The following is a 23,279-nucleotide window of genomic DNA, read 5'->3' as shown; positions in this document are numbered from 1 at the left end:
GGGAAGGGCGAGTAGAGGGAGTAGAAGGAAGTTGGGCAGGGAAGTTTTGAAATCGAGTCATTGAATGAAGCTCCTGTGGATTGAACAGACATTCATCTTCCCCGGTGGAATTGTTCTTGAGGTGTCGGCTTCGTTGACTTTGTAAGTCGATGCGCAATTACCGTTTCATGGCACCTGTAGAGTAAGTGAGCGCTCATTAATCAAACAATCTTCATCATGTGAAACAGCGCTGCCGCCCGGATGTATCGCATGTCAGCAAGCGAAACACCCGCAAGCCCGCTTTTGCCGCCGCAACACCACACTAGAGCTTCTGCTGCGCCGGCAATTACGTCACCATCAGGTCCCCGCCATACGGCTTCAGCGTCGCCAGCACGGGCGACTGCCAGACAATGGCTTCAGGCTCTTATTCCATTTCTAATTCACTGCGAGAGTAGGCGCACCGCCGCAGACAGTGCTGTAGCACGGCAAGGCGGGGCAACGACCTATCGCTTTGAAGTAGAAATGGAATTACTGCCCTGAATCACCGCCCGCCTCGGCCTCGGGCCACAGGCTGGGAAAGTAAAAGCGCAGTGCATGCTGCGGCACACCAAAGCGCAACTTGCCGTGGGGCGAGTCCGTGGCCAGCAGGCCGCGCTTGAGCAGTGCCGTCACCTGCGCCGTGGCAAGGCGCTCCCCCAGCCCCAGCAAAGCCTTGAACTCGCTGCGCTCCAGTTCGGCCTGCGTCAGCAGCAGGTAGTGCAATGCCCGCAGCGACTCGCTGCGCACACCGCGCTTCACCACGTTTTCCTCGAAGGCCAGGCAGGCAGCAATGCGGTCCTTCATACCGGCCATGTCGAGCAAGCCGGCCATGAAGCGCACCTGATCGAGGCACAGGCCCAGCACATAACGCATCCAGGCCATCAGCGCGCGCTCCGACAGGTTGCCACGCCCATCCAGGTCACCGGCTCGCGGCTCATCGGCGGCGGCCAGATGCAGGTAGTAAGCCTCGTGGCTGCGGGCAAAGCCGCGCAGCGGCGACCACAACCCATTGGTCAGGCCCAGCGCGCCCAGCGCAAGGTGTGTGTGGAGCCGCGCCACACGGCCATTGCCGTCGCGGAACGGGTGGATCCACGCCAGCCGGTGGTGCGAAGCGGCCACGGCCAGAACCTGCAGCTCACCCCGCCGCACACCGCCGTAAAAACCGCCCCAGCGCTCCAGCATGGCGCTGATGGCCGCGTGGGCCGGCGCCGCATGCACGCCCACGCTGACCTCGCGGTCGCGCAAAGCGCCAGGCACCAGCACATCGCCCTCGGTCAGCACACGGTCGACATCCGGCAGGCGGGCAAACAGGTCCTGGTGAATGTCGCGCACCATTTGCGCAGACCATACCTGCTGGCTGGACCAGCCTTTCCAGCCGGTTTCAATGGCACGCTCGGTTTCCATGTGGGCCAGCGCCAGCCGCTGGCGCCGCGCCTTGTCCCCGTCCTGCGAATAGTCGTTGCGCAGCGCGCGCTCAATCTCAAAAGGCAGCGTGTGCTGCCCCTCGATTTTGTTGCTGTAATAGGAATTCATCGCCCGCAGCAGCTGGCGGAGATCGGCCGGTGCGCCTGCCCCCGCCAGACTGCGCGCTTCGCGCTGCAGATCATGGGCCTGCTCCAGCAGCGGCTCCAGGAGATGCTCACCCGGCAGCAAGGGCTCCATCTGCGCGGGGTGATCATAAAGAGCGAATTTTTGCGACTTTGCAGGCATTCGCAAGTCTATGCTTTATATAGACTTTTTACAATTCCTGCGTTTATTTTTGCGGATTTGGATGCGACTTCGCCGAGCCACGCCAAGTTCAAATCGAGGTCCGGCAAAGCGGACGCTTTTGCACGGCGCCAACCCAGCCGCCCTCAACCCAGAGCTTGCGTCAGGGCACTCAGGGCGCTGCAGCCGCGCCTCCACAAGGCAGCTTAATGCCCGGTATTGCCCCGGCGCGACTGCGTCTGATTCGCGCTGCCGATGTGCGCCTCCCGGTCCGCCCGGCTTTCCGAGGTGCGCTGGGCTTCATTTTTCTGGGTGAGGGGCTGCTCGCCTACCTTGTTGTGGTCGTTCACCACCTTGCCAAGGTGCTCAACCTTTTCGTCGCGCGGGTTCTGTTTATAGGTCATGGTGGGTTCTCCAATAGAAATAGAGGTTGAAGACAGGCGCATGCGCAAAAAACGCACTCACGCCACGAGTCAACCCCACTGTGGAAAGGCCCGATCCGCCCCGGTGTCAGACAGCGCCGCGAGTGAATATGCGACAAGGAGCAGGGGAAAACAAATAAGTCTGCCCGCGACCTACGTCGCGATTCACGCGCCGGTGTATTGCGCCATCAGCGCAGGCACCGCCGGTTTGGCGCAGCGCTGCAGGGCCATCAGCAGGGCATGGTCGGGGCGGGCCACGCCGTGGCGGCTACGCAGGTCGTGCTGAATCTGGCCCAGCAGCGACGCCGCCATTTCCGCATCGGCCAGTGCCCGGTGGGCGCGGCCCGCTTTGGGCAAGTGGTGGTAATCGACCAGCACGCCCAGTTTATGGCTAGGCGCCTGCGGGTAGAGCCGTCTGGCCACCAGCATGGTGCAGGCAAACGGCTGGCTCGCCCTCTCCCCTGCACGGCTCAGTTCGGCCTCCCAGAACTTGCGGTCAAACGAAGCGTTGTGCGCCACCAGCGGCGCGGCGCCCACAAAGCGGTTGGCGTCGGCCATGACGGTCGCGGCATCGGGCGCGCTGGCCACCATCGCGTTGGTGATGCCCGTGAGGCCGGTGATGAAGGCCGGGATGCGCACCCCCGCGTTCATCAGGCTCTGAAAGCGGTCCACCACCTTGTCGCCCTCCACCAGCACGATGGCCACCTCGGTGGCGCGGTCGCCCATGGCCGGCGAGAGGCCCGTGGTTTCGAAGTCGATGACGGCGATGGGTTTCACAAAGCCGCCATCAGCCCAGCGGCCGCACGCCGATCAGCATGCCATGGGCCCAGAACGCAAATACCGCCCAGGCCACCAAGCCCACCACCAGCGTGATGGCCGTGCCAGTCGCAGTGCCCGCCGGGTACACGGTCTGCGCCGCGCGGTCGCGCCCCCGCGCCGCCTTGAAGCAACACACCGCCCACACCAGAAAGGCGCCAAACAGCACCGCGCCCGCCAGCGTGCCGTTGGCCAGCAGGTGCGCCAGGGCCCACACCTTCACCGACAGCAGCATGGGGTGATGCACCGTTGCCTTGATGGCGTTGCGCGGCACATAGGTCGCCACCAGCAGGATGAAGGCGACCAGCATGAGCAACGCAGCCACATGCCGCATGCCCACGGGCGGCGTCCACAACACCACCGGGCTCTGGCGCGCCAGGCCGTAGCCCCACACCAGCAGCACAAAGCCGGCAATGGACAGCAGCGCGTAAACACCCTTCCACGGCTTCTCGCCCAGCCGGGCCATCATCTGCGTGCGCCAGCCATCGGCCACGATGCGCGTAGAGTGCACGCCCAAAAACAGGACAAGGCCCAGGATCAATAACGCCATGTGAACCCCTCCGGAGTAAGTTGCGGCAATTATGCGGCAGCGCCGTGCGCACACGCATCAGCCGCCATGGCTCCCACTTCGCTACCGTTCGCCCTGAGCTTGTCGAAGGGCTTCAACAAGCTCAGGACAGGCCAAGCCAGGCTCAGCCCGACCGGTGGCGTTACGAAACCATCAATAACCGCTGCCTACACGCGTACTGCCTGGGCTTCAGGCCAGTTTTTCTTAAGGGCTGGCCAGCAAGCCACCCACGGCACCGCCATCAACCAGCCAGCGAGTCACCGGCAGCCGCGTCGGTATCAGGTTTGTCGTCCTTGGAGCCAGTGCCCGCAGCGGCGGTGTGGTTCAGCGACAGCGTCACACCCGCCGCCTTCTTCTGCACGGCATCCATCGCATCCGAATCAGGCGCCACACCCCAGGCCATGGCCGTGGTCAGCACCACCAGCGAAGGAATGGCCCGCAGGTAGCGCGGACGGAACAGAAAGTATGCAAGCTTCTTCATACATGTCTCCTTTGGCAGCAAAGGGGCGATGTTGCGCCGCCAAGATGACACGCCTGCGTCTGGGGCGTTGAGTTTTGTAAGCAATTGCCGACGTTGGCAGCATAAGAGGTAGCCGCGTCAAGCGTTGAGAGACCCACATTTGCTATAAATACAGTAGCAACTTGCGAGCATGAATACTGGGCAAACGGCCAATTTGGCGAACCGATTTGACCCAAATCATTCCGGCGACCCATCGCATTTTCCGCCTATCCCCATGGCGTGCGGTATCGTCAGGCTATAACGACCGACACAAGGGAGGAGTCATGGGTTTGATGGACCGCGACTATATGAACGACCGCCAACGCGAGCGGCCTTTCAGTCCACCGACTGACCAGTCAAGCGTGAGCACTATCGGCATCGCCATCATCTTCATCGCCGTTCTGTTTGGGCTCTACAAAGCAGCAGACTGGAAACTAAACCAACGTGCAAACGACCTCGCAGCAAAGAAGGCGGCAGCGGAGGCCACAGAAACCAATCGATCCACCAATATCAGGCCGCAGGTAGATCAACCACTTCCTCCGCTCCCCAGCTATCAAAACACGCCTGATGCACAGCCAGGGAGTCGCACAGTAACCAAGTGCGTGGTTAACGGCAAAACCAGCTACAGCGACGGCAACTGCGCCACAGATGCGATTGCAAGTCAGGTCGTCACGAAGGCAAACCACAACCTTATGGATGCTGTACGCATACCGAAGATCACGCAAGCAGCGGAGCCTGTACCGCAACCCTCAGTAGCGGTGCAAGGTACCCAAGGTTCAGACTATACGGCTATGAAAGCAGAATGTGAGGCTCTAGATGAGCACATCAAATATCTGGACGCCGTGGCTCGCCAACCACAAGGCCCACAAATGCAAGATTGGATTAGGGAAGAACGGAAGAAAGCCCGCGACAGGCAGGCCCGAATTCCCTGCCGGTAGCACTTAAGGAAAGAATGCAATGGCTACATCGGTTCCATGGACACGAGAACATACGCTCGCCGCTTTTCACCTCTATACCTTGCTGGCCTTTGGCAAACTGCATCATCGCACGCCAGAGATACAACAACTGGCCTCCTGGCAAGGTCGCACGCCGAGTTCGTTGGCGATGAAGCTCGTTAACTTCGCAAGCCTTGATCCGCAAATCATCGCCAGCGGCCGTGCAGGCTTAAGTGGCGCTTCAAACCAAGACCGAGAACTTTGGTCTGCGCTACAGCACAATTGGGACATGATTGCCGAGGAAGCAGCTAGCGCCTACACAGATTTGGCGCTGGCTCATGGCGTACAGGCTGACTCTGAACTGTTGAAAGAGGTTGAGGAAGAAATCGGAGAGGGCTGGACAAGAAGCGCGATCGTTCAAGTCCGAGTGCATCAAGCGCGGTTTCGAAGGGCCATACTGGCCAGCTATGACTCGACATGTTGCATTAGCGGCTTGCGACATGAAAAGCTAGTGATCGCCAGTCATATCATTCCTTGGAGTCAAGACACAAAGAATCGGCTCAATCCGCAGAATGGGCTGTGCCTTTCTGCGCTACATGATCGAGCCTACGATCAAGGCTTAATAACCGTCCTACCAGACTTTACTGTCCGCGTCTCCCCAAAGCTCATCATGGATCAAAACGATTTCTTAATGACTTCACTTCTAAATTTGGATGGCATGATGATCAAACTACCTGAGCGATTTCGCCCTTCGCCCGAATTTTTGAGCGCGCATTCGAAACGATTTGGATTCGTCTAATGTTGTAAAGCACAGGCCGTAACACAGTCCTATGAGCCGATCTCTTGGCTCTAAGGTTGACTTGGGAACTCTAAGGTGTAGAGCCAAAGACGCTTGAGCCCCTTTGAAGTTTCTCGAGAATAGGTTCTGCTCTCAGGAAGAATTATGCTCATCGCGCCTCGTTGACGGCCTTCAAGCAAATAATAAAAAACAAATCCTACTGCCTGTGCTTTTGTAGACAGTGGCGACAGATAAATATTCTGTGCAGCGGTTTTTCCAGCATCAATTCCCGCAACTATCTCCTGAAGAACACTTGCTACAGCAAATGGGTCGTTTGCTGGTGCAAATGTCCGCCTGGTTATCCACTCATTGCCTTTTGTCACCTCACCAGCTTCGGAGGAGCGAAGGACACTTTGCTGATACATGTCCGCACCTAAAGATGGAAAAGAGAAAAGCGGAATCACACTCGCGCCATCCTTTTCCTTTACTACTTCATTCACCAACTTGTGGTCATATCCGACTCCAAGTATCAAATACTCCGACTCGCCTTGGTTGTGGCTGGCGCCCAATCCTTGAACCACACGAGCAAGGCCCGAACTAGCTGTTGCAAAGGAAGTCATCTCTTGGGATTCGTAGTAGTGCGGCTCTGAATACAAGATGTCGATACGCTGGCTACCTTTCGGGTGGGATCTCGCCTTTATGGAATGAAGACTTACGAAACTATGGGTGCCAACGAGCCTATCCGTGATAAGGCGGAGTACCGGGCGGTGTATTTAGATGAAATTCTTAGAAAGAATATAAAATTCGCAGATTTTTCTCGCAGGCTTTTTAAGAGTCGTCTAGAAATAAGTTCAGGAACGGACGGAAAAGTTATAGCGTCAGATGAAGTTCCTAATCCTGATTCCGTCTTGGAGGATGAGCAAGTAACTCCTAGTAATCCCCTGGGCGTTTTGAGGCAAACAGAAGCAGCACGTGAGGCGTCACGCTTTGTATTTGAACAAGATGAGCATTATGGAACGCTGCTTGATGATGTTCGACAGGCAGTGCAAAGGTTGGGAGAGTTGCTTAGGACTGCTCGTTTCGCTCAAAATCTTCCTGAAGTCTCACCTTTGGTTGTGAGCTATAACGAGGCGGTACTGACTTCAAGGGCCCAAACCACTGTCAAATACGCATTGAATTGGTCGTTTCTTTTTGAAAGCAAGGGAGGACGACCCGACAGAAATTCCGAGGCACTTCATAAGAAGCTTCAAATTAATCCAATGATGTCAGCGCGGTGGTCGCTACCGATCGCCGTGCGCGGGGACCTTAGTCTCAATAGTGATCTGGTAAATGCAATATTTGATGCTGAAAAGGCTGATGACTTCCCTCGCCTGCTAAAGGCGTTGGCGGAAAAATGGGATCACCCCTTGTCGTTTAAGCGCGAACGTAGGCTGGTGAATGCTACCCCGCTGCAACAGCAGTTGATTTAGGAGCGCATGTTGATTGACTATGCATTCTTCTTTCGACAAGAGCTTCCATTGGGAGATATAAGTTCCACCGTTGATCCCTATGAATTTTTTATATCGGCCTACAACAAAAGTGAACGCCTCACGACAGTGTTCGAACGAGTTGCTTCAAAAAGGAAAATTTGGCTTGTTCACCCAGAATATCAATTTACTGTTAGTGAATATCCCTCAAATGGAGAGCTGGTTACGCCGGCTATGCCTGCAGTGGCCATTTGCCGCCGCTTTGGCATTGTTCTATTGGTCTGCTCTATGCGGTCAATATTTTGCTCGCAGCAAGACTTGAACTCTTCAAAAACATTTACGCCATCAAGCCATGCCATTCTTTCGGAAACCCATGTAGAGAGCCCTTTCGAATACTGTGGCTTATCCTTCAACCTAACCGGAACTGAAATTCGTGGATCGGCATAACTGACTCTTCGAGCTAGAGAAGACAAGCAAAGAAGAAAAAAATCGCGATACCGCTGATTACTAACTTCACTAATTGCTGTCTTAATCTGTTCTAGCCTTTTATGTATTTGTGGTGCATACCAAAGATGTGTGTTTAGGACCGCAATACCTTCTGGCACTTTGGCATCGCGTGCTGCAGTTAAAACTTTTACAGTGTGCTCACGTAACGTAGCCACTACATAAGGATGCGTTTTCACTCTTGCTATCAGTAATGCTAGTGGATTAGCATCTGCGCCCCAAGGAACCCGCCCAGCCAATGAGGCCTCAAGAGCCACGGTACCAGTGCCACAAAACGGATCCAGAACGGCGTCGCCCTCCTGAGCCAGATTAGAACAGCCAACAAAGAAACTGGCTATTTGAGGTATGAGCTTTGCTGGATACGGATGAATTTGATGGGTGAATTGATCCCCCTTACGTATCCACGGCGCAAGTTCCCGAAAGTCAACTTCTATTGAGCTTCCGGTAACTCTAAAGTGATTGACCAGTTCTTCAAATACAGCTGTGCTGTCAAAGGTATACGGCACACGTATCCCTAGACGTCAATATTCGCCGCCCGCAACGCATTCTGCTCAATAAACTCCCGACGCGGCTCAACCTCATCACCCATCAGCATGGTGAACACGTGGTCGGCTTCAATGGCGTCGTCAATCTGCACGCGCAACAAACGGCGCACTTGTGGGTCCATCGTCGTTTCCCATAGCTGGGCCGGGTTCATCTCGCCCAGGCCTTTGTAGCGCTGGCGGGCGGTGGCGTTTTCAGCCTGGCCGATCAGCCAGGCCATGGCCTGGCGGAAGTCGCTGACTTTTTCTTCCTTCTGGCGCTCGCCTTCGCCGCGCATGACCTTGGCGCCTTCGCTGATGAGGCCGCGGAAGGTGGCGGCGGCATCGGCCAGGGTGGCGTAATCGGCGCCGTGCACAAAGTCCTGCGTGATCACGCTGCTCTTCACGTTGCCGTGATGGCGGCGACTGATGCGCAGAATGGGTTTGTCGCTGCGGGTGTCAAACTCGCCGGCCACTTCGGCCGGGGCGCCTGTGGTGTTCAGCTCGCGCAGCTTGACCTGCAGCGTCACGGCAGAGGCTTCCGCGTCGGCCACGGTGTCGAGGTTCAGGCTCACGCCGTCGGCAATCGCACGCAGGGCTTCCGCGTCCATGAAGCCGCGCAGGCGGGCAATCACGGACTCGGCCAGCTGGTGCTTGCGGGCCAGCTCGGCCAGCGTGTCGCCGGTGAGCACGGTGCTTGCGTCGGCGCCGGTCTGCACGCTCGCATCCTTGAGCGCAATGCGCAGCAAAAAGCCGTCTAGTGCGGCAGTGTCCTTGAGGTACTGCTCTTCCTTGCCGGCCTTGACCTTGTACAGCGGTGGCTGCGCGATGTAGATGTGGCCGCGCTCGACCAGCTCGGGCATCTGGCGGTAAAAGAAGGTCAGCAGCAGCGTGCGGATGTGCGCGCCGTCCACGTCGGCGTCGGTCATGATGATGATGCGGTGGTAACGCAGCTTGGCAACGTTGAAGTCGTCGGTGCCGGGCGTGCCGCCAATGCCGCCGGCCTTGCCGATGCCGGTGCCCAGGGCGGTGATCAGCGTCAAAATCTCGTTGCTGGTCAGCAGCTTTTCGTAGCGGGCTTTTTCGACGTTCAGGATCTTGCCGCGCAGCGGCAGGATGGCCTGGAATTTACGGTCGCGGCCCTGCTTGGCAGAGCCGCCGGCGGAGTCACCCTCGACCAGGTAGATCTCGCACATGGCGGGGTCTTTTTCCTGGCAGTCGGCCAGCTTGCCGGGCAGGCCCATGCCGTCGAGCACGCCTTTTCTGCGGGTCATATCACGCGCTTTTCGCGCGGCTTCACGGGCGCGGGCGGCCTCGATGATCTTGCCGACGATGATCTTGGCGTCGTTCGGGCGCTCCTGCAGGTAGTCGTGCAGCAGGCGGCTCACAATGTCTTCGACCGGGCCGCGCACTTCGCTGCTCACCAGCTTGTCCTTGGTCTGGCTGGAGAACTTGGGCTCGGGCACCTTCACGCTCAGCACGCAGCACAGGCCTTCGCGCATGTCGTCGCCGGTGACTTCCACCTTGGCTTTTTTAGCCAGCTCACTGTCGTCGATGTACTTGTTGATGACGCGCGTCATCGCGGCGCGCAGGCCGGTCAGGTGAGTGCCGCCGTCGCGCTGGGGAATGTTGTTGGTGAAACACAGCACCTGTTCGCTGTAGCCGCTGTTCCACTGCATGGCGACTTCCACGCCGATGTTGGTGCCCTGGTCGCTCTGGCGGTCGCCCATGGCGGCAAACACGTTGGGGTGCAGCACCGTCTTGCCCTTGTTGATGAATTCAACAAAGCCTTTCACGCCGCCGGCGCCGGCAAAGTCGTCTTCCTTGCCGCTGCGCTCGTCTTTCAGGCGAATGCGCACACCGTTGTTCAAAAAGCTCAGCTCGCGCAGGCGCTTGCTCAAGATTTCGTAGTGGAAATCGTTGTTTTCTTTGAAGATTTCGGTGTCGGGCAAAAAGTGGACTTCGGTGCCGCGCTTGTCGGTGTGGTCCATCACCTTCATCGGCGAGACATCCACGCCGTTGATCTGCTCGATGATGCGGTTTTGCACAAAGCCGCGCGAGAACTCCATGACATGCACCTTGCCGTCGCGGCGAATGGTGAGGCGCAGCATTTTTGACAATGCATTCACGCAACTCACGCCTACGCCGTGCAGGCCGCCCGAGACCTTGTAGCTGTTCTGGTTGAACTTGCCGCCGGCATGCAGCTCGGTCAGGGCAATCTCGGCGGCCGAGCGTTTGGGCTCGTGCTTGTCGTCCATCTTGATGCCGGTCGGAATGCCGCGGCCGTTGTCGGTCACGCTGATGGAGTTGTCGGTGTGGATGGTGACGACGATGTCGTCGCAGTGGCCGGCCAGTGCTTCGTCAATCGAGTTGTCGACCACCTCGAACACCAGGTGGTGCAAGCCGGTGCCGTCTGAAGTGTCGCCAATGTACATGCCGGGGCGCTTGCGCACGGCTTCCAGGCCTTCCAGGATCTGGATCGAGCCTTCGCCGTAGGCTTCTGAAGCGCCGGCCTGGTTGGTGTCGATTTTGGGCTGGAAATTGGAGCTTTCCTCGCCCGCAGTACCGTCAGTTACGTGCACCTGATCGGCCCCGTTCACATTGTTTTCTTCAGTCATAACCAGCTTTACTTCCAAATCTTTTCGATTTCTTCAATCTCTTGAATGACCAAACCCGCTCTAGCAAGCGGGTCTGTTTGAATTTGGGCGCGCTTTTAGCGTGACCAAATGCATCAAATGCGCATGGGCATCACCACGTATTTAAAGGCTGCATCGTCGGGAATGGTGAGCAGCGCCGAGCTGTTGGAGTCGGCCAGCTCGATCTTCACCATGTCCTGGTCCATGTTGGCCAGCGCGTCGATCAGGTAGGTGACGTTGAAGCCGATTTCGATGGCGTCGCCGCTGTAGTCGATGTCGAGCTCGTCAATAGCCTCTTCCTGCTCGGCGTTGTTGGACGCCACCCGCAGCGTGCCGGGTTCGATGTTCAGGCGCACGCCCTTGAACTTTTCGCTCGTGAGAATGGCGGTGCGCTGCAGGCTGGCCAGCAGCGGCACGCGGCCCAGCGTGATGATGTTTTTGTGGTTCTTCGGAATCACGCGGTTGTAGTCGGGGAACTTGCCTTCGACCAGCTTGGTGACAAACTCCATGCCCTCAAAACTGAACTTGGCCTGGTTGCCGGCAAACTGCATCTCGATGGCGCCTTCCTTGTCGCTGAGCAAGCGCTGCATTTCCAGCACGGTCTTGCGCGGCAGGATGACTTCCTGCTTGGGCACTTCCACATCGAGCGTGGCCGACGAAAACGCCAGGCGGTGGCCGTCGGTGGCCACCAGGCTCAGCTGCTTGCCTTCCGCCACAAACAAAATGCCGTTGAGGTAATAGCGGATGTCGTGCACCGCCATCGCAAACGACACCTGGTTGAGCAGCTCCTTGAGCACCTTTTGCGGTACCGAGAAGCTGGGGCCGAAGTTGGCGGCTTCCTGCACCAGCGGGAAGTCTTCGGCGGGCAGGGTTTGCAGCGTGAAGCGGCTCTTGCCGCCCTTGAGGATCAGCTTGCTTTGCGCCGACTCGAGCGACACGGTCTGGTCGCTGGGCATGGACCGCAGGATGTCGATGAGCTTGCGCGCACCCACCGTGGTGGTGAAGTTGCCGGCATCGCCATCGAGGTCGGCGCTGGTGCGGATCTGGATTTCAAGATCGCTCGTGGTGAGCTGCAGCTGCGCGCCGGTTTTGCGGATCAGCACGTTGGCCAGGATCGGCAAGGTGTGCCTGCGCTCCACGATGCCCGCGACCGATTGCAGTACCGACAAAACTTTATCCTGGGTGGCTTTCAGAACGATCATGAGTTCCTCTTGTATTTATCTTTAATTCTTTAATTCAAATTAGTAGTAGTAGTAAGGGCCACGCAAATCTGTGGATAGCGCTATTTTCCCCTTTTTGATCAACCACTTGGCGTTTGTTTAACTATGTGTTCAGAGGCCTTGTGAAGTCTCCGTAAAACATGAACAACTTTTGATTGTCATCGGCTTCTGTGGATAAGTCATGGGTTGTTCAAAAGTTGTCCCCATGGTTGTTGTGAACGTGTTATTCATCGACTTATGCCCTGAAAACTGAGTCATAAAGCATTCATTTCAGCCTTTCAGGGTTTGTTCCAGCACATGCAGTTGCTGGTTGAGTTCGGTCATTTGCTGGCGCTCGGCAGACATCTTGCGCACGGCGTGCAGCACGGTGGTGTGGTCGCGGCCGCCAAACAGCTCGCCGATCTCGGGCAGGCTCTTCTGCGTGAGCTCCTTGGCCAGGTACATGGCAATCTGCCGCGGCCTGGCAATGCTGGCTGGGCGCTTCTTGGAGTACATGTCGGCGACCTTGATCTTGTAATAGTCGGCGACGGTCTTCTGGATGTTCTCCACGGAAATCTGCCGGTTCTGAATCGACAGCAGATCGCGCAGGGCTTCGCGGGCCAGCTGGATGGAGATTTCCTTGAGGTTGAAGCGCGAGTACGCGAGGATCTTGCGCAGCGCGCCTTCGAGCTCGCGCACGTTGGAGCGCACGTTCTTGGCCACGAAAAACGCGACCTCCTCCGGCATGACGGTGCCTTCGGCCTCGGCTTTGCGAATCAGGATGGCCACGCGCATCTCGAGCTCGGGCGGCTCGATCGCCACCGTCAGGCCGGAGTCAAAGCGCGACACCAGGCGTTCGTGGATGTCCGTCAGACCCTTGGGGTAGGTGTCGCTGGTCATCACGATGTGCGACTTCTTGGTCAGCAAGGCCTCGAAGGCGTTGAAGAACTCTTCCTGCGTGCGGTCCTTGTTGGCAAAAAACTGCACGTCGTCGATTAGCAGCAAATCGAGCGAATGGTAACGTTCCTTGAATTCGTCAAAAGTCTTGCGCTGGTACGCCTTAACCACATCCGAAACAAACTGCTCGGCATGGATGTAGAGAACTTTGGCCGAAGGGTTGTCCGCCAGCAGCTTGTTGCCGATGGCGTGCATCAAATGCGTTTTGCCGAGGCCGACGCCGCCGTAGATAAAGAGGGGGTTGTAAAGCTGCCCCAGGCTGCTCGAGACATGCAGTGCCGCGGCCCGGCCCATGCGGTTGGCCGTGCCTTCAATGAGGGTGTCAAAGGTCAGCGCGCTGTTGAGGCGGTTCTTGAACGGAGCGCCTGCCACTTCTTCGGGAACGCCCAGACCGGCCGGCTCGGCAACCCCAACGCCTTCAAAGCTCCTGGTCAAGGAAGCTGATTTGGCGGGGGACTCACGCGGAGCGAGCGCTAACTCAAGGGAAATTCTGTGGCCCGAGATTTTTTCGAGCAAGGCAGAAATGCGCGCTGCATACTGGGCGCGTATCCAGTCCAGCTTGAAGCGGTTGCCGACCTGGATGGTAACTTTGGAGAGGTCCGCAGCCACGTCAACGACCAGTGGACGGATCCAGGTGTTGAACTGCTGCTCGGGTAATTCCTGTGCGAGATGGTCGACACAGTTTTGCCACAGATCGTGACTCAGGCTAGGGATGGAGACCTCACTCATGACGGGATTTGGCTGGGCTGCAGGTGCAAAGCAGTCAGCGGCTGCTTGTGGATATTGTTTATTTTTAGCACCCGCAATTGTAGTCCGCGTGGCAAGTTATCCACAAAATACTTGCCTCGGGTTTCAACCTATTTTCAGCGTTTGGCGGAGCTTCTAGGAGGCTTCTTAAGCTTTACGGCAGTTGCGACGCCTAACTTGTTGCCAGGGTTGGGAAATCTGCGATAATCATGGGTTTCCCTGATTCGTAGCGGATGGATGCCGCTTGCACGACCGGCTTGTAACCCAGGCCTTTGAGGTTGCTGCAGGTGCGGTGCAAGTCCTGCGGGCTTGCAAAGATGGCTGTGCTGTATGGCCACCAAGATCATTCGAATCACCGGGGGAAGCTTGTAGCTAACAGCCGAGTTAACAGCCGAATTAAGGCTAGTAGGATTTATCATGAAACGCACATACCAACCTTCCAAAGTCAAGCGCGCACGCACGCACGGCTTTCTGACGCGCATGAAAACGCGTGGCGGCCGCGCAGTGATCGCTGCACGCCGCGCCAAAGGCCGCAAGCGCCTGGCCGTCTAGGCTGGTTTTCTGGCTGGCTCTTTGCTCTTGAGCTGACGCTTGGCGCCAGTGCAGCGGCTTCAAACCCGATCCCAGTTCCAGGCAGTACTTGCCGGCGCCATTGTTGCAAGGACGACGCACTTCGCATTGCACCGCAATGCGCTGGATGCGAAGCCCGTTCCCGCACGGCCCGTCGAAGGTGTCGATTCGCCCGCCCTGTTTCCTGTCCAGGACCAGTGGATCGGTGCGATGGTTCCCAAACGCTGGGCCAAACGGGCCGTTACGCGCAATGCGATCAAGAGGCAGATCTATACCGTGAGTGCCGAGTTTCTGCATCAGTATCCGCAGGCTGCTTTTGTGGTCCGGCTGCGCCGTGACTTTTCCCGTGCCGAGTTCGTGAGCGCCAGTTCAACGCAGCTCAAGGAAGCGGTGCGCGCCGAAGTGCAGGCCCTGATGCAGGCGGGAGCCAAGGCTCCATGAAGCCGCTCGCCCCTTCCCCTTTCCTTGCCGCGGTGCACCGGCTCGTGGCGCTATTGGCGCCACTGGCGCCTTTGCTGCGTTTGCCGCAAAGCCTGCTGATCGGGCTGGTCAAAGGCTACCGTCTGCTGCTCAGCCCCTGGCTGGGCTCTGCCTGCCGGTTTGAACCCAGCTGCTCGGCCTATTCCCTGCAGGCCTTGCAACTGCATGGCGCAGCCTTCGGAAGCTACCTCACATTGCGCCGCCTGGCGCGTTGCCATCCCTGGTGCGACGGCGGGCTTGATCCCGTGCCACCAGCGGGCCCGGCGCCTCTTTTCACCCGACTGGTCACACCCGTGACTTCCACTCCTTCTAAAAAGACGCCGTCATGAACGACATCCGCCGCACCATTTTGTGGGTGATTTTTGGCTTTTCCATGGTTCTCCTGTGGGACCAATGGCAGGTTTTCAACGGCCACAAAGCCACCTTCTTCCCCGGTGCCACGCAGACCGCCAAAACACCTGTCGGCGCAACGTCGGCGCCCACGGCGCCGGCTTCTTCTGTGCCGGTTGCGCCGGCCACCGCCAGCGCGGTTCCCGCCGTGCCTGGTTCTGCGCCCGGCGCCGTGCCCGCAGGCGCGCCATCCCCCACGGCCGCGGCAACCCGCGAGCGCGTGGTGGTGAACACCGACGTGCTGGCGCTGACCTTTGACAGCGAAGGCGGCACCCTGGTCCATTCGGCTTTCACCCGTTTCAAGGACATGGCCAACACCGACGCCGGCTTTGTGCTGCTCGACGAGAGCACCAACCGGGTTTATGTGGCGCAGACCGGCCTGATCGCTAGCGGCACGGGCGGCACCTTCCCGACCCACAAAACCCTGATGACCGTGGTGCCCGGCGAGCGCAGCCTCAAGGACGGCCAGAACGAGCTGCAAATCAAGTTTGAATCGGCCGACCTCGGCGGCGTCAAGCTGGTCAAGACCTACACGCTCAAACGCGGCGCGTACGACATCGCCGTGCGCCACGACATCATCAACACCGGCAGCGCGCCGGTGGCGCCGCAGCTTTATATGCAGCTGGTGCGTGACGGCAACAAACCGCCGGGCGAATCATCGTTCTATTCCACCTTCACCGGTCCGGCCATTTACACCGAAGCCAAGAAGTACCAGAAGGTCGAATTCAAGGACATCGAGAACAACAAGGTCGATGTGGAAAAACAAGCGGCCAACGGCTATGTGGCCATGGTCCAGCACTACTTTGCCGCAGCCTGGATTCTGGCCGATGGCCTGAAGCGCGACCTGTTCCTGCGCAAGGTCGACACCAACCTGTATGCGGTTGGCCTGATCACGCCGCTCGACAGCATTGCACCGGGCGCCACCAAAACCATCGACTCGAGATTGTTTGTCGGCCCGCAGGAAGAGAAAAAACTGGAAGCCCTGGCCCCCGGCCTGGAGCTGGTGAAGGACTACGGCTGGCTGACCATCCTGGCCAAGCCGCTGTACTGGCTGCTCGACAAGCTGCATGGCTTCCTCCTCAACTGGGGCTGGTCCATCGTGGCGCTGGTGCTGCTGCTCAAGATTGCCTTCTACTGGCTCAATGCCAAGGCCTACGCCAGCATGGCCAAGATGAAGGCCATCAACCCCAAGATCATGGAGATGCGCGAACGCCTGAAGGACAAGCCGCAGGAGATGCAGCAGGCGATGATGAAGATCTACCGCGAGGAAAAGGTCAACCCCATGGGCGGCTGCTTCCCCATCATGATCCAGATCCCGGTGTTCATTGCGCTCTATTGGGTGCTGCTGTCCAGCGTTGAGATGCGCAACGCGCCCTGGGTCTTGTGGATTCATGACCTCTCGGCGCCCGATCCTTTCTTCATCCTGCCCGTCCTCATGACCCTGACGACCATGCTGCAGACGGCGCTCAACCCCGCGCCGCCGGATCCGATGCAGGCCAAGCTGATGTGGTTCATGCCGCTGATCTTCAGCGTGATGTTCTTCTTCTTCCCGGCCGGCCTGGTGCTGTACTGGATCACCAACAACATCCTGTCCATCGCCCAGCAGTGGGTGATCAACACGCGAATGGGTGTACCGCCGCAGTTCAACCTGCCGAAGTTCAGGTAAAGCGGACTCGGAATAAAAAAAGGGCCGCGCTGCGGCCTTTTTTCTTTGGAGGCTGTTTGGAGGCTGACCTGGGCGGTGAGGGTTACCCTCGCCCAGGAGCCAACATTTTGTTTGCCCCTTAACATCTACACACCATGCTGGCCCGACACCACGACCCCATTGTTGCCATCGCCACCGCACCCGGCCGCGGCGCGGTGGGCATTGTGCGCGTCTCGGGCAAGGACATCGCCCCCGTGATTGCGGCCATTTGCGGCCGCGCGCTGGCGCCGCGCCAGGCCACCTACCTGCCGTTTCGGGACGCGCAGGGCCAGGTGCTCGACCAGGGCCTGGCGATTCACTTTCCGGCACCCCACTCCTACACCGGCGAGGATGTGCTGGAGCTGCAGGCGCACGGCGGGCCGGTGGTGCTGCAGCTGCTGCTGGCGCGCTGCCTGGAAGCTGGCGCCGCGCTCAACCCGGCCACCGGCCAGCCGTGGCTGGTGCAGTTGCGGGTGGCGCAACCGGGCGAGTTCACCGAACGCGCCTTCCTCAACGACAAGATCGACCTGGCGCAGGCCGAGGCCATCGCCGACCTGATCGATGCCAGCACCGAAACGGCGGCCCGTTCGGCGGCGCGCTCCATGTCGGGCGAGTTCTCGCTGGCGGTGAACACCTTGCTGGAGCAGCTGATTCACCTGCGCATGCTGGTGGAGGCCACGCTGGACTTTCCGGAAGAAGACATCGACTTTCTGCAAAAGGCCGATGCCCAGGGCCAGCTGTCGCGGCTGCAGGGTACGCTGGCGGGCGTGATGCAGCGCGCCACGCAGGGCGCGATCCTGCGCGAGGGCATCAAGGTGGTGATTGCGGGCCAGCCCAATGCCGGCAAGAGTTCGCTGCTCAATGCGCTGGCCGGCGCCGAACTGGCCATCGTGACGCCGATTGCCGGGACCACGCGCGACAAGGTGTCCGAACTGATCCAGATCGAGGGCGTACCCCTGCACGTGGTCGACACCGCCGGTCTGCGCGAGGCGCTGGACGAGGTGGAGAAAATCGGCGTGGAACGCGCCTGGGCGGAAATTGAAAGCGCCGACGCGGTCCTGTTTTTGCATGACCTGACCCGGCGGGATGCCGCGGCGCCGGCGCAGGATGCCATGAATTACCTGGCGGCCGATGAGCGCATCGCACGAACGCTGGCCCAAAAACTGCCTGAACACACGGCCATTATTGATGTCTGGAACAAATCGGACCTGGCCAGCCCGGCATTGCTGCGGGAAGTGCAGGAGGTGCATGGGGGCGTGCTGATTTCCGCCAAGACGGGTGCTGGGCTGCAGGCGCTGCGGCAGCGCCTGCTGCAGGTGGTGGGCTGGCAAGCGGCGCCTGAAGGCGTGTTCATGGCACGTGAACGCCATGTGCGCGCGCTGCACCAGGTGCAGGCCCAATTGGCCACCGCAGCGCGCCAGCTGCAGGCGGCACGGCCGGCGCTGGACTTGCTGGCGGAGGATTTGCGGCAGGCGCAGCGCCAGCTCAGCGAGATCACGGGCGAGTTCACGCCGGACGACCTGCTGGGCGAGATTTTTTCCAGATTCTGTATCGGGAAGTAGTTCAGGGAATTTAGGGAATTCAGGGAATTCAAAGGCGCAGCCGGGACGTTTAAGCCGGGCTTAAACCGGCGGCGATGACGGCTAGTGATGGCGAGTGATGGCCAGAAGTACGCTTCCAATGCCCTGCTTACAAAACAATGGCTCCCTGTATCAGGTGTAAGTGAGCGTTAGTGTCCCTTGCTGCGGCCATGGGGCAAAGGTATCGTCGGGCACACCATGAACGCCCCCTTAGCAGCCCCCATCAGCTTTGACATCCAGGGTCTTGCCCAGGCCATCACGAATTGCCACAGTGGCGATGCCTTGCGCTGCCAGTTCAACCAGCCGCATTGGGACATTCTTGCCAGCTATCTGCAGCCTTTTGCCCTCAACACCGGCCAGGTGCTGTTTGAGCAGGGGGCGCTGGACCGCACGCTGTATTTTGTCGAAAGCGGCACCTTGAGCGTTCACTATGAGGATGAAAAGGCGCGCGTGCGGATGGCGCTGGTAGGCTCCGGCACCGTCCTGGGCGAAGGCGCCTTTTTCTCGCACCTGCCGCGCAGTGCCACGGTAAACGCCTCCACCCCCTGCAAACTCTGGTGCCTGACACCCATGCGCTTCCTGGAAATGGCCAACCGCCACAGCCCGATCGCGCTGGAGCTGACCGTCGCGATGGGCTCCGTGATGGCCAAACGCCTCTACAACCGTCCCCGGCGTGTGGCGGTGACCTGACGGCTCGCGCATCACGCGCGGCAGTCTTCAGGACACCGGAACGGCGTCGCGCGCGATGCGGGATCGGAACCCCTGCGGCGGTTCCCGGATATAGCCAAGTGGATTTCTGTGATTTTTTACCGGGCTTTGCCAGGTAACTGTGCCGACAGGACGACGTCGTGTTTGGCGAAATGAAATCCGCTGAGTAAACTACAGCGACACACAAACCTGTGACTTCGCAGTAAAGCGCCGTCTTCTGACCGACAAGGAGGCGGGCACCTATCCCGAGAACTCCAACTATGTCTTTTCTAAACTGGTTTTCCGCCAAGTCCCGCACGAGCAAGTCTGCTGCACGTGAGGAAAAAAAGCGTGGATCCGCCGCTGTGACCCAGCGTCAGGCGCCAGAAACCGAAGAGCCTGGTGACGGCCGCAAAGTCAAGCGCCACGCCCGCCGCGAGCAGCTCTATGTTGCGATCCGCGAGGCCATGACCCGCGCCGGGGTGCTGTCGGCCAGCTATAAATTCAAGGTACTGTCCCTGGACTCGCGTGGCAACGAGTTTCTGGTCATGCTGGATCTGGCCAAAGCTTCTGGCGGATTGCCCGAGCAACTGGGCGACATTGAAGCCCTGATCGTGCAGAACGCCAGGGCGCGTTTTGAGATCACGGTGCCGGCCGTTTACTGGCGCATGGACGAGGCGGTTGCCGTGGGTAAGCCCGGCACGGGTTCCCAGACTGCGGTGCAAACGTCGACCCCGTTGGCGCGGGGTGCTGCGGCAGTGGCGCCCCTCGCCGCGCAGGCCGCGTCGTCCACGCCGCGCTATGAGCCTATCCAGGCCGATGAGGTTGTGGCATTCAAACAGGCCCTGATGGCCGCCTCTGCGCAAGGCCCGGGGGGCGCGGTGGAGTACGCCGCCAAAACCCGCAGTGGCCCGCATTCCTACACCCTGCTCACCGGCTTTGAAGACACCGAGATGGCGTCATCCGCGGTGTCGCCGGTACTCAGCAGCACGCAATACGGCGAGCTGAATTAAGCGCCGCTCGCGCGCAACAGCGCCGCAACGGCAGTGCTGGTCTGGGCCGCGGGGTTGTTCAGTCAGTTCGCGCGGCCACCCAACAACATTTCTTCGGCCAGGGCGAGTGCCGCGGGCTTGCCCGACAGCACCAGGGTATCGCCGCCGTCGAGCCGCGTGGACTCAAGGGCGTCCAGCATCTTGCCATCGCTGCGCCGCAGGCTGACCACGCGCACGCCTGCGGCGTCCAGCGTGAGCGAGCCCAGCGTCTGGCCCAGTGACTTGATGCCAAAGGGAAGCGTCACGGTCGCGAGGCGCTCCTGTTCAAGTTCATTGACCGTGTCGTCATCGGCGCCGCGAAAGTAGCCGCGCAGCAGGTTGTAGCGCGCATCACGCTGGTCCTGCACCACGCGAATCACGCGGCGCATGGGCACGCCGACCAGCGCCAGCGCGTGGCTGGCCAGCATCAGGCTGCCTTCAATGGCCTCGGGCACCACCTCGGTGGCGCCGGCGGCCTGCAGCTTTTCCAGGTCATGGTCGTCCTCGGTGCGCACAATCACCGGCACGGTGGGCGCATGGGCGCGGATGTTGGCCAGCACCTTGAGGGCGCTGGCGGTGTCCAGATAGGTCACCACCACGGCGCTGGCGCGTGACAGGCCCGCGGCAACCAGCGCCTGCAGGCGCACCGCGTCGCCAAACACCACCGAGTCGCCCGCCGCCGTGGCCTGCCGCACGCGGTCGGGGTCCAGGTCGAGCGCCATGTACTGGATGCCTTCGCGCTCCAGCATGTGGCCCAGATTCTGGCCGCAGCGGCCATAGCCGCAGATGATCACATGCTTGTTGGCGTTGATGGACTTGCGCGCAATCGAGGTCATTTGAAGCGACTGCTGCAGCCATTCGCTGGAGACCAGCCGCATGACGATCTGGTTGCTGTACATGATGATGAAGGGTGTGACCAGCATCGACAGCACCATGCTGGCCAGGATGGGGTTCGCCAGGCCCGCTGACAGCAGGCGGTTCTGCTGCGCCAGCGTCAGCAGCACAAAACCGAATTCACCCGCCTGCGCCAGATAAAGGCCGGTACGCAGTGCAACGCCCCCCGTCGCGCCCAGCGAGCGGGCCAGCCCCGTGACCAGCAGCAGCTTGAAGGCGACCGGTGCGGTCGTCAGCAGCAGCACCAGCCGCCAGTGCACCGCCACCTCCCGCCAGTCCAGCATCATGCCGATGCTGATGAAAAAGAGGCCCAGCAGGACATCGTGAAAGGGCCGGATGTCGGTCTCCACCTGGTGCTTGTATTCGGTTTCCGAAATCAGCATGCCGGCAATAAAAGCCCCCAGGGCCAGGCTCAGCCCGGCCCGCTCCGTCATCCAGGCCAGCGCCAGCGTGACCAGCAGCAGGTTGAGCACAAACAGTTCTTCGCTTTTGCGCCGCGCTACCAGCGTCAGCCACCAGCGCATGACGCGCTGGCCCCCGGTCAGCAGCAGCCCGACCAGCAAGCTGGCCTTCAGTGCGGCAATCGCCAGCGCCACCAACAGCTTGTCGGGTGAGGACCCCAGGGCCGGAATCAGCACCAGCAGGGGCACCACGGCCAGATCCTGCAGCAGCAGCACGCCCATGATGCGCTTGCCGTGCTCGGAATCGAGCTCCAGCCGCTCGGCCAGCAGCTTGACCACGATGGCTGTGCTGCTCATGGCCATGGCGCCGGACAGCGCCAGCGTGGTTTGCCAGCTCATTTTCCATAAGGAGGGTGCCAGGCTGGCCAGGAACAGCGAGCCCAGCGTCGCCAGCACAATGGTGAGCGTCACCTGCAGCAGCCCCAGCCCGAAGACATGGCGGCGCATGGAGCGCAGCTTGGTCAGGTTGAACTCCAGCCCGATCACGAACATCAGAAACACGACACCGAACTCGCCCAGATGGCGCACGCCCTCCGAGTTCTCCGCCAGCGCCAGCGCATTTGGCCCGATCAACACGCCCACGGTCAGGTAGCCGAGCATGGGCGGCAATTTGAACGAGCGGCAGACCACCACACCCAGCACCGCGGCCAGCAGGTACAGGAGGGTCAGTTCAAGCGCGCTCATGCGTGGATGGTAGCTGATGAAGTTGCGGGAACAGCACGGTTTTAATGCCAACAACCGCCATCGTGAGCCTTGCGTTCGTCATGTGCTCGCCATGTGCCCTCCTCGCTTCTCCTCTATAGAATGCAGCCATGGTGCGACTCGAAGTCGCTTCATTCGATCCGTGTGATCGTCTTTATCAGTGGATGGTTTTCCTCTCCGGAGGTCCCATCCTGCCCCCCTCAAAAGGGGTTAACTTTGTAGCAGCCAAATGGCTCTATTTGGCTGCTCCAGTCCGCTCCCTCAGGGCGCGGGAATGGTGAATTGCGTTCCCAAGGGACGCAATTCGTCGCCAATTAGAGACATATTTCCGCAAGGAAAGGCCTTGTTACCTCTTGCTGCAAATTTATCTGTAGCAGGTTGTACTGGTAGGGGAGCGTAACCGCTCTCTGTGTCTTGTTTTCCACCAAAACCACGTCTGGAACGACGTGACCTCGACCGCACGTGCGCCTGGAGTAATCCGGGGGTGCGGAGCTGCGGTTAAACAACCTGTGCGCAAGCACACAAGGCCGACGCGAGTCAGTCCCAATCCCACGAACAAGACGCGGGAAGGTTGCCGAGGTATAGGGTACGGGAAATGTAATGTGAACTCTCGTTTGAACCGTCGTCAGCATTAGGCAGCTTACGCTTGTCTCTCCCGCATGGGAGGAGCTGCGGCCAAAAGGCACGAAGTCAGGACACACCTGTCATGGACTGTGTGTCGTTCCCAGAACGACTTCCGGCGGATAGAGAGTCCCTAACCCCATCTGTTTGGCAGCCGCCAGACTGGGCACAGAGGGAAACGAGGTAAGCCCCACTCACCGCCAGCCCCGCAAGGGGCTGGCAACCCGCGAGCAATCAAAGGCCATGGTGGAGGGGGTAAAGGAAGAGGCAAAAAGCGAATGCCGGTCTGTAATGGATCGGATAGGTCATGCCTAAGCGAAAGCGAGCAGACTTGCCTCAGGTGCGACAGCGTAAAGCCGTTGCGACTTTATCAATGACCCAGAGGGTATCTGACCCTTTGGGTCAG

General features: G+C 59.5%; 21 protein-coding genes. 10 read left to right on the top strand and 11 right to left on the bottom strand.

From position 1 onward, the window contains the following. Nucleotides 1–507: 507 nt before the first annotated feature. The 5 genes from AC1DUR_RS24345 to AC1DUR_RS24325 all read right to left on the bottom strand — a co-directional run bounded on the left by AC1DUR_RS24345 (nt 508) and on the right by AC1DUR_RS24325 (nt 4,012). Nucleotides 508–1,728 (bottom strand): Fic family protein, encoded by a 1,221-nt coding sequence (locus AC1DUR_RS24345; RefSeq protein WP_477722270.1) that lies wholly within the window; start codon nt 1,726–1,728, stop codon nt 508–510. A 203-nt stretch (nt 1,729–1,931) separates the two neighbouring features. After that, complete coding sequence (locus AC1DUR_RS24340) at nt 1,932–2,129, bottom strand: hypothetical protein (RefSeq protein WP_477722269.1); 198 nt, start codon at nt 2,127–2,129, stop codon at nt 1,932–1,934. A gap of 183 nt (nt 2,130–2,312) precedes the next feature. Continuing rightward, complete coding sequence (locus AC1DUR_RS24335) at nt 2,313–2,924, bottom strand: 3'-5' exonuclease (protein ID WP_477722268.1); 612 nt, start codon at nt 2,922–2,924, stop codon at nt 2,313–2,315. A 10-nt stretch (nt 2,925–2,934) separates the two neighbouring features. Next, nucleotides 2,935–3,513, bottom strand: coding sequence for an NnrU family protein (locus AC1DUR_RS24330; protein WP_477722267.1), 579 nt, complete (start codon nt 3,511–3,513; stop codon nt 2,935–2,937). A gap of 259 nt (nt 3,514–3,772) precedes the next feature. After that, nucleotides 3,773–4,012, bottom strand: coding sequence for a hypothetical protein (locus AC1DUR_RS24325; protein WP_477722266.1), 240 nt, complete (start codon nt 4,010–4,012; stop codon nt 3,773–3,775). Nucleotides 4,013–4,314: 302 nt separating this feature from the next. Here AC1DUR_RS24325 and AC1DUR_RS24320 point away from each other — a divergent pair, with 302 nt between their 5' ends. Continuing rightward, nucleotides 4,315–4,968: a hypothetical protein gene (locus AC1DUR_RS24320; protein ID WP_477722265.1), complete on the top strand. Its 654-nt coding sequence runs from the start codon at nt 4,315–4,317 to the stop codon at nt 4,966–4,968. Between the two features lie 19 nt (nt 4,969–4,987). After that, nucleotides 4,988–5,764, top strand: coding sequence for an HNH endonuclease (locus AC1DUR_RS24315; protein ID WP_477722264.1), 777 nt, complete (start codon nt 4,988–4,990; stop codon nt 5,762–5,764). Nucleotides 5,765–5,814: 50 nt separating this feature from the next. Here the strand turns inward: AC1DUR_RS24315 and AC1DUR_RS24310 are convergent, their stop codons facing one another. Further along, entirely contained in the window at nt 5,815–6,363 is a 549-nt protein-coding gene (locus AC1DUR_RS24310; RefSeq protein WP_477722263.1) for a hypothetical protein, read from the bottom strand. Nucleotides 6,364–6,426: 63 nt separating this feature from the next. On the opposite strand from AC1DUR_RS24310, the gene AC1DUR_RS24305 reads away from it, so the two are divergent. Next, entirely contained in the window at nt 6,427–7,212 is a 786-nt protein-coding gene (locus AC1DUR_RS24305; RefSeq protein ID WP_477722262.1) for an ORC-CDC6 family AAA ATPase, read from the top strand. 179 nt (nt 7,213–7,391) lie between these two features. Here AC1DUR_RS24305 and AC1DUR_RS24300 read toward each other — a convergent pair whose 3' ends face one another. The 4 genes from AC1DUR_RS24300 to dnaA all read right to left on the bottom strand — a co-directional run bounded on the left by AC1DUR_RS24300 (nt 7,392) and on the right by dnaA (nt 13,755). Continuing rightward, nucleotides 7,392–8,219, bottom strand: a complete 828-nt coding sequence (locus tag AC1DUR_RS24300) for a TRM11 family SAM-dependent methyltransferase (protein WP_477722261.1) — start codon at nt 8,217–8,219, stop codon at nt 7,392–7,394. An 8-nt stretch (nt 8,220–8,227) separates the two neighbouring features. Then, a complete protein-coding gene (gyrB, locus tag AC1DUR_RS24295) occupies nt 8,228–10,852 on the bottom strand; it encodes a DNA topoisomerase (ATP-hydrolyzing) subunit B (RefSeq protein ID WP_477716711.1) in 2,625 nt (874 codons plus the stop codon). Nucleotides 10,853–10,965: 113 nt separating this feature from the next. Next, nucleotides 10,966–12,072: a DNA polymerase III subunit beta gene (dnaN, locus tag AC1DUR_RS24290; RefSeq protein WP_477722260.1), complete on the bottom strand. Its 1,107-nt coding sequence runs from the start codon at nt 12,070–12,072 to the stop codon at nt 10,966–10,968. 288 nt (nt 12,073–12,360) lie between these two features. Continuing rightward, on the bottom strand, nt 12,361–13,755 hold the full coding sequence (dnaA, locus tag AC1DUR_RS24285; protein WP_477716709.1) for a chromosomal replication initiator protein DnaA: 1,395 nt from the start codon (nt 13,753–13,755) through the stop codon (nt 12,361–12,363). A 435-nt stretch (nt 13,756–14,190) separates the two neighbouring features. Here dnaA and rpmH point away from each other — a divergent pair, with 435 nt between their 5' ends. From rpmH to AC1DUR_RS24250, 7 genes are all read left to right on the top strand, one after another. Further along, entirely contained in the window at nt 14,191–14,325 is a 135-nt protein-coding gene (rpmH, locus tag AC1DUR_RS24280) for a 50S ribosomal protein L34 (protein ID WP_007862708.1), read from the top strand. 48 nt (nt 14,326–14,373) lie between these two features. Next, the gene (locus AC1DUR_RS24275) at nt 14,374–14,784 is read left to right on the top strand and encodes a ribonuclease P protein component (RefSeq protein WP_477722276.1); all 411 of its coding nucleotides are present in this window, start codon (nt 14,374–14,376) and stop codon (nt 14,782–14,784) included. Between the two features lie 80 nt (nt 14,785–14,864). Then, nucleotides 14,865–15,152 carry a membrane protein insertion efficiency factor YidD gene (gene yidD, locus AC1DUR_RS24270; protein ID WP_477722275.1) on the top strand — a complete coding sequence of 96 codons (288 nt, stop codon included), beginning with the start codon at nt 14,865–14,867 and terminating at the stop codon, nt 15,150–15,152. Beyond that, nucleotides 15,149–16,879, top strand: coding sequence for a membrane protein insertase YidC (yidC, locus tag AC1DUR_RS24265; RefSeq protein ID WP_477722259.1), 1,731 nt, complete (start codon nt 15,149–15,151; stop codon nt 16,877–16,879). Before yidD ends, yidC begins: the two co-directional genes overlap by 4 nt. Nucleotides 16,880–17,013: 134 nt before the next feature. After that, the gene (mnmE, locus tag AC1DUR_RS24260) at nt 17,014–18,459 is read left to right on the top strand and encodes a tRNA uridine-5-carboxymethylaminomethyl(34) synthesis GTPase MnmE (RefSeq protein ID WP_477722258.1); all 1,446 of its coding nucleotides are present in this window, start codon (nt 17,014–17,016) and stop codon (nt 18,457–18,459) included. Nucleotides 18,460–18,675: 216 nt separating this feature from the next. Then, nucleotides 18,676–19,167, top strand: a complete 492-nt coding sequence (locus tag AC1DUR_RS24255; protein ID WP_477716706.1) for a Crp/Fnr family transcriptional regulator — start codon at nt 18,676–18,678, stop codon at nt 19,165–19,167. A gap of 362 nt (nt 19,168–19,529) precedes the next feature. Continuing rightward, nucleotides 19,530–20,177: a hypothetical protein gene (locus AC1DUR_RS24250; RefSeq protein WP_477722257.1), complete on the top strand. Its 648-nt coding sequence runs from the start codon at nt 19,530–19,532 to the stop codon at nt 20,175–20,177. A 62-nt stretch (nt 20,178–20,239) separates the two neighbouring features. Here AC1DUR_RS24250 and AC1DUR_RS24245 read toward each other — a convergent pair whose 3' ends face one another. Continuing rightward, the gene (locus tag AC1DUR_RS24245; RefSeq protein WP_477722256.1) at nt 20,240–22,234 is read right to left on the bottom strand and encodes a monovalent cation:proton antiporter family protein; all 1,995 of its coding nucleotides are present in this window, start codon (nt 22,232–22,234) and stop codon (nt 20,240–20,242) included. Nucleotides 22,235–23,279 lie beyond the last annotated feature (1,045 nt).

It is taken from the genome of Polaromonas sp. P4_F4 (assembly GCF_056401355.1).
The sequence above is the reverse complement of the archived record's forward strand: the minus strand, read 5'-3'. Positions and strand labels throughout refer to the sequence as shown.

What these genes read in the sequence shown, in the direction of transcription:
- AC1DUR_RS24345 (WP_477722270.1), bottom strand. Translation starts at nt 1,728, where the DNA reads ATGCCTGCAAAGTCGCAAAAATTCGCTCTTTATGATCACCCCGCGCAG.
- AC1DUR_RS24340 (WP_477722269.1), bottom strand. Translation starts at nt 2,129, where the DNA reads ATGACCTATAAACAGAACCCGCGCGACGAAAAGGTTGAGCACCTTGGC.
- AC1DUR_RS24330 (WP_477722267.1), bottom strand. Translation starts at nt 3,513, where the DNA reads ATGGCGTTATTGATCCTGGGCCTTGTCCTGTTTTTGGGCGTGCACTCT.
- AC1DUR_RS24325 (WP_477722266.1), bottom strand. Translation starts at nt 4,012, where the DNA reads ATGAAGAAGCTTGCATACTTTCTGTTCCGTCCGCGCTACCTGCGGGCC.
- AC1DUR_RS24320 (WP_477722265.1), top strand. Translation starts at nt 4,315, where the DNA reads ATGGGTTTGATGGACCGCGACTATATGAACGACCGCCAACGCGAGCGG.
- AC1DUR_RS24315 (WP_477722264.1), top strand. Translation starts at nt 4,988, where the DNA reads ATGGCTACATCGGTTCCATGGACACGAGAACATACGCTCGCCGCTTTT.
- AC1DUR_RS24310 (WP_477722263.1), bottom strand. Translation starts at nt 6,363, where the DNA reads ATGACTTCCTTTGCAACAGCTAGTTCGGGCCTTGCTCGTGTGGTTCAA.
- gyrB (WP_477716711.1), bottom strand. Translation starts at nt 10,852, where the DNA reads ATGACTGAAGAAAACAATGTGAACGGGGCCGATCAGGTGCACGTAACT.
- dnaN (WP_477722260.1), bottom strand. Translation starts at nt 12,072, where the DNA reads ATGATCGTTCTGAAAGCCACCCAGGATAAAGTTTTGTCGGTACTGCAA.
- dnaA (WP_477716709.1), bottom strand. Translation starts at nt 13,755, where the DNA reads ATGAGTGAGGTCTCCATCCCTAGCCTGAGTCACGATCTGTGGCAAAAC.
- rpmH (WP_007862708.1), top strand. Translation starts at nt 14,191, where the DNA reads ATGAAACGCACATACCAACCTTCCAAAGTCAAGCGCGCACGCACGCAC.
- yidC (WP_477722259.1), top strand. Translation starts at nt 15,149, where the DNA reads ATGAACGACATCCGCCGCACCATTTTGTGGGTGATTTTTGGCTTTTCC.
- mnmE (WP_477722258.1), top strand. Translation starts at nt 17,014, where the DNA reads ATGCTGGCCCGACACCACGACCCCATTGTTGCCATCGCCACCGCACCC.
- AC1DUR_RS24255 (WP_477716706.1), top strand. Translation starts at nt 18,676, where the DNA reads ATGAACGCCCCCTTAGCAGCCCCCATCAGCTTTGACATCCAGGGTCTT.
- AC1DUR_RS24245 (WP_477722256.1), bottom strand. Translation starts at nt 22,234, where the DNA reads ATGAGCGCGCTTGAACTGACCCTCCTGTACCTGCTGGCCGCGGTGCTG.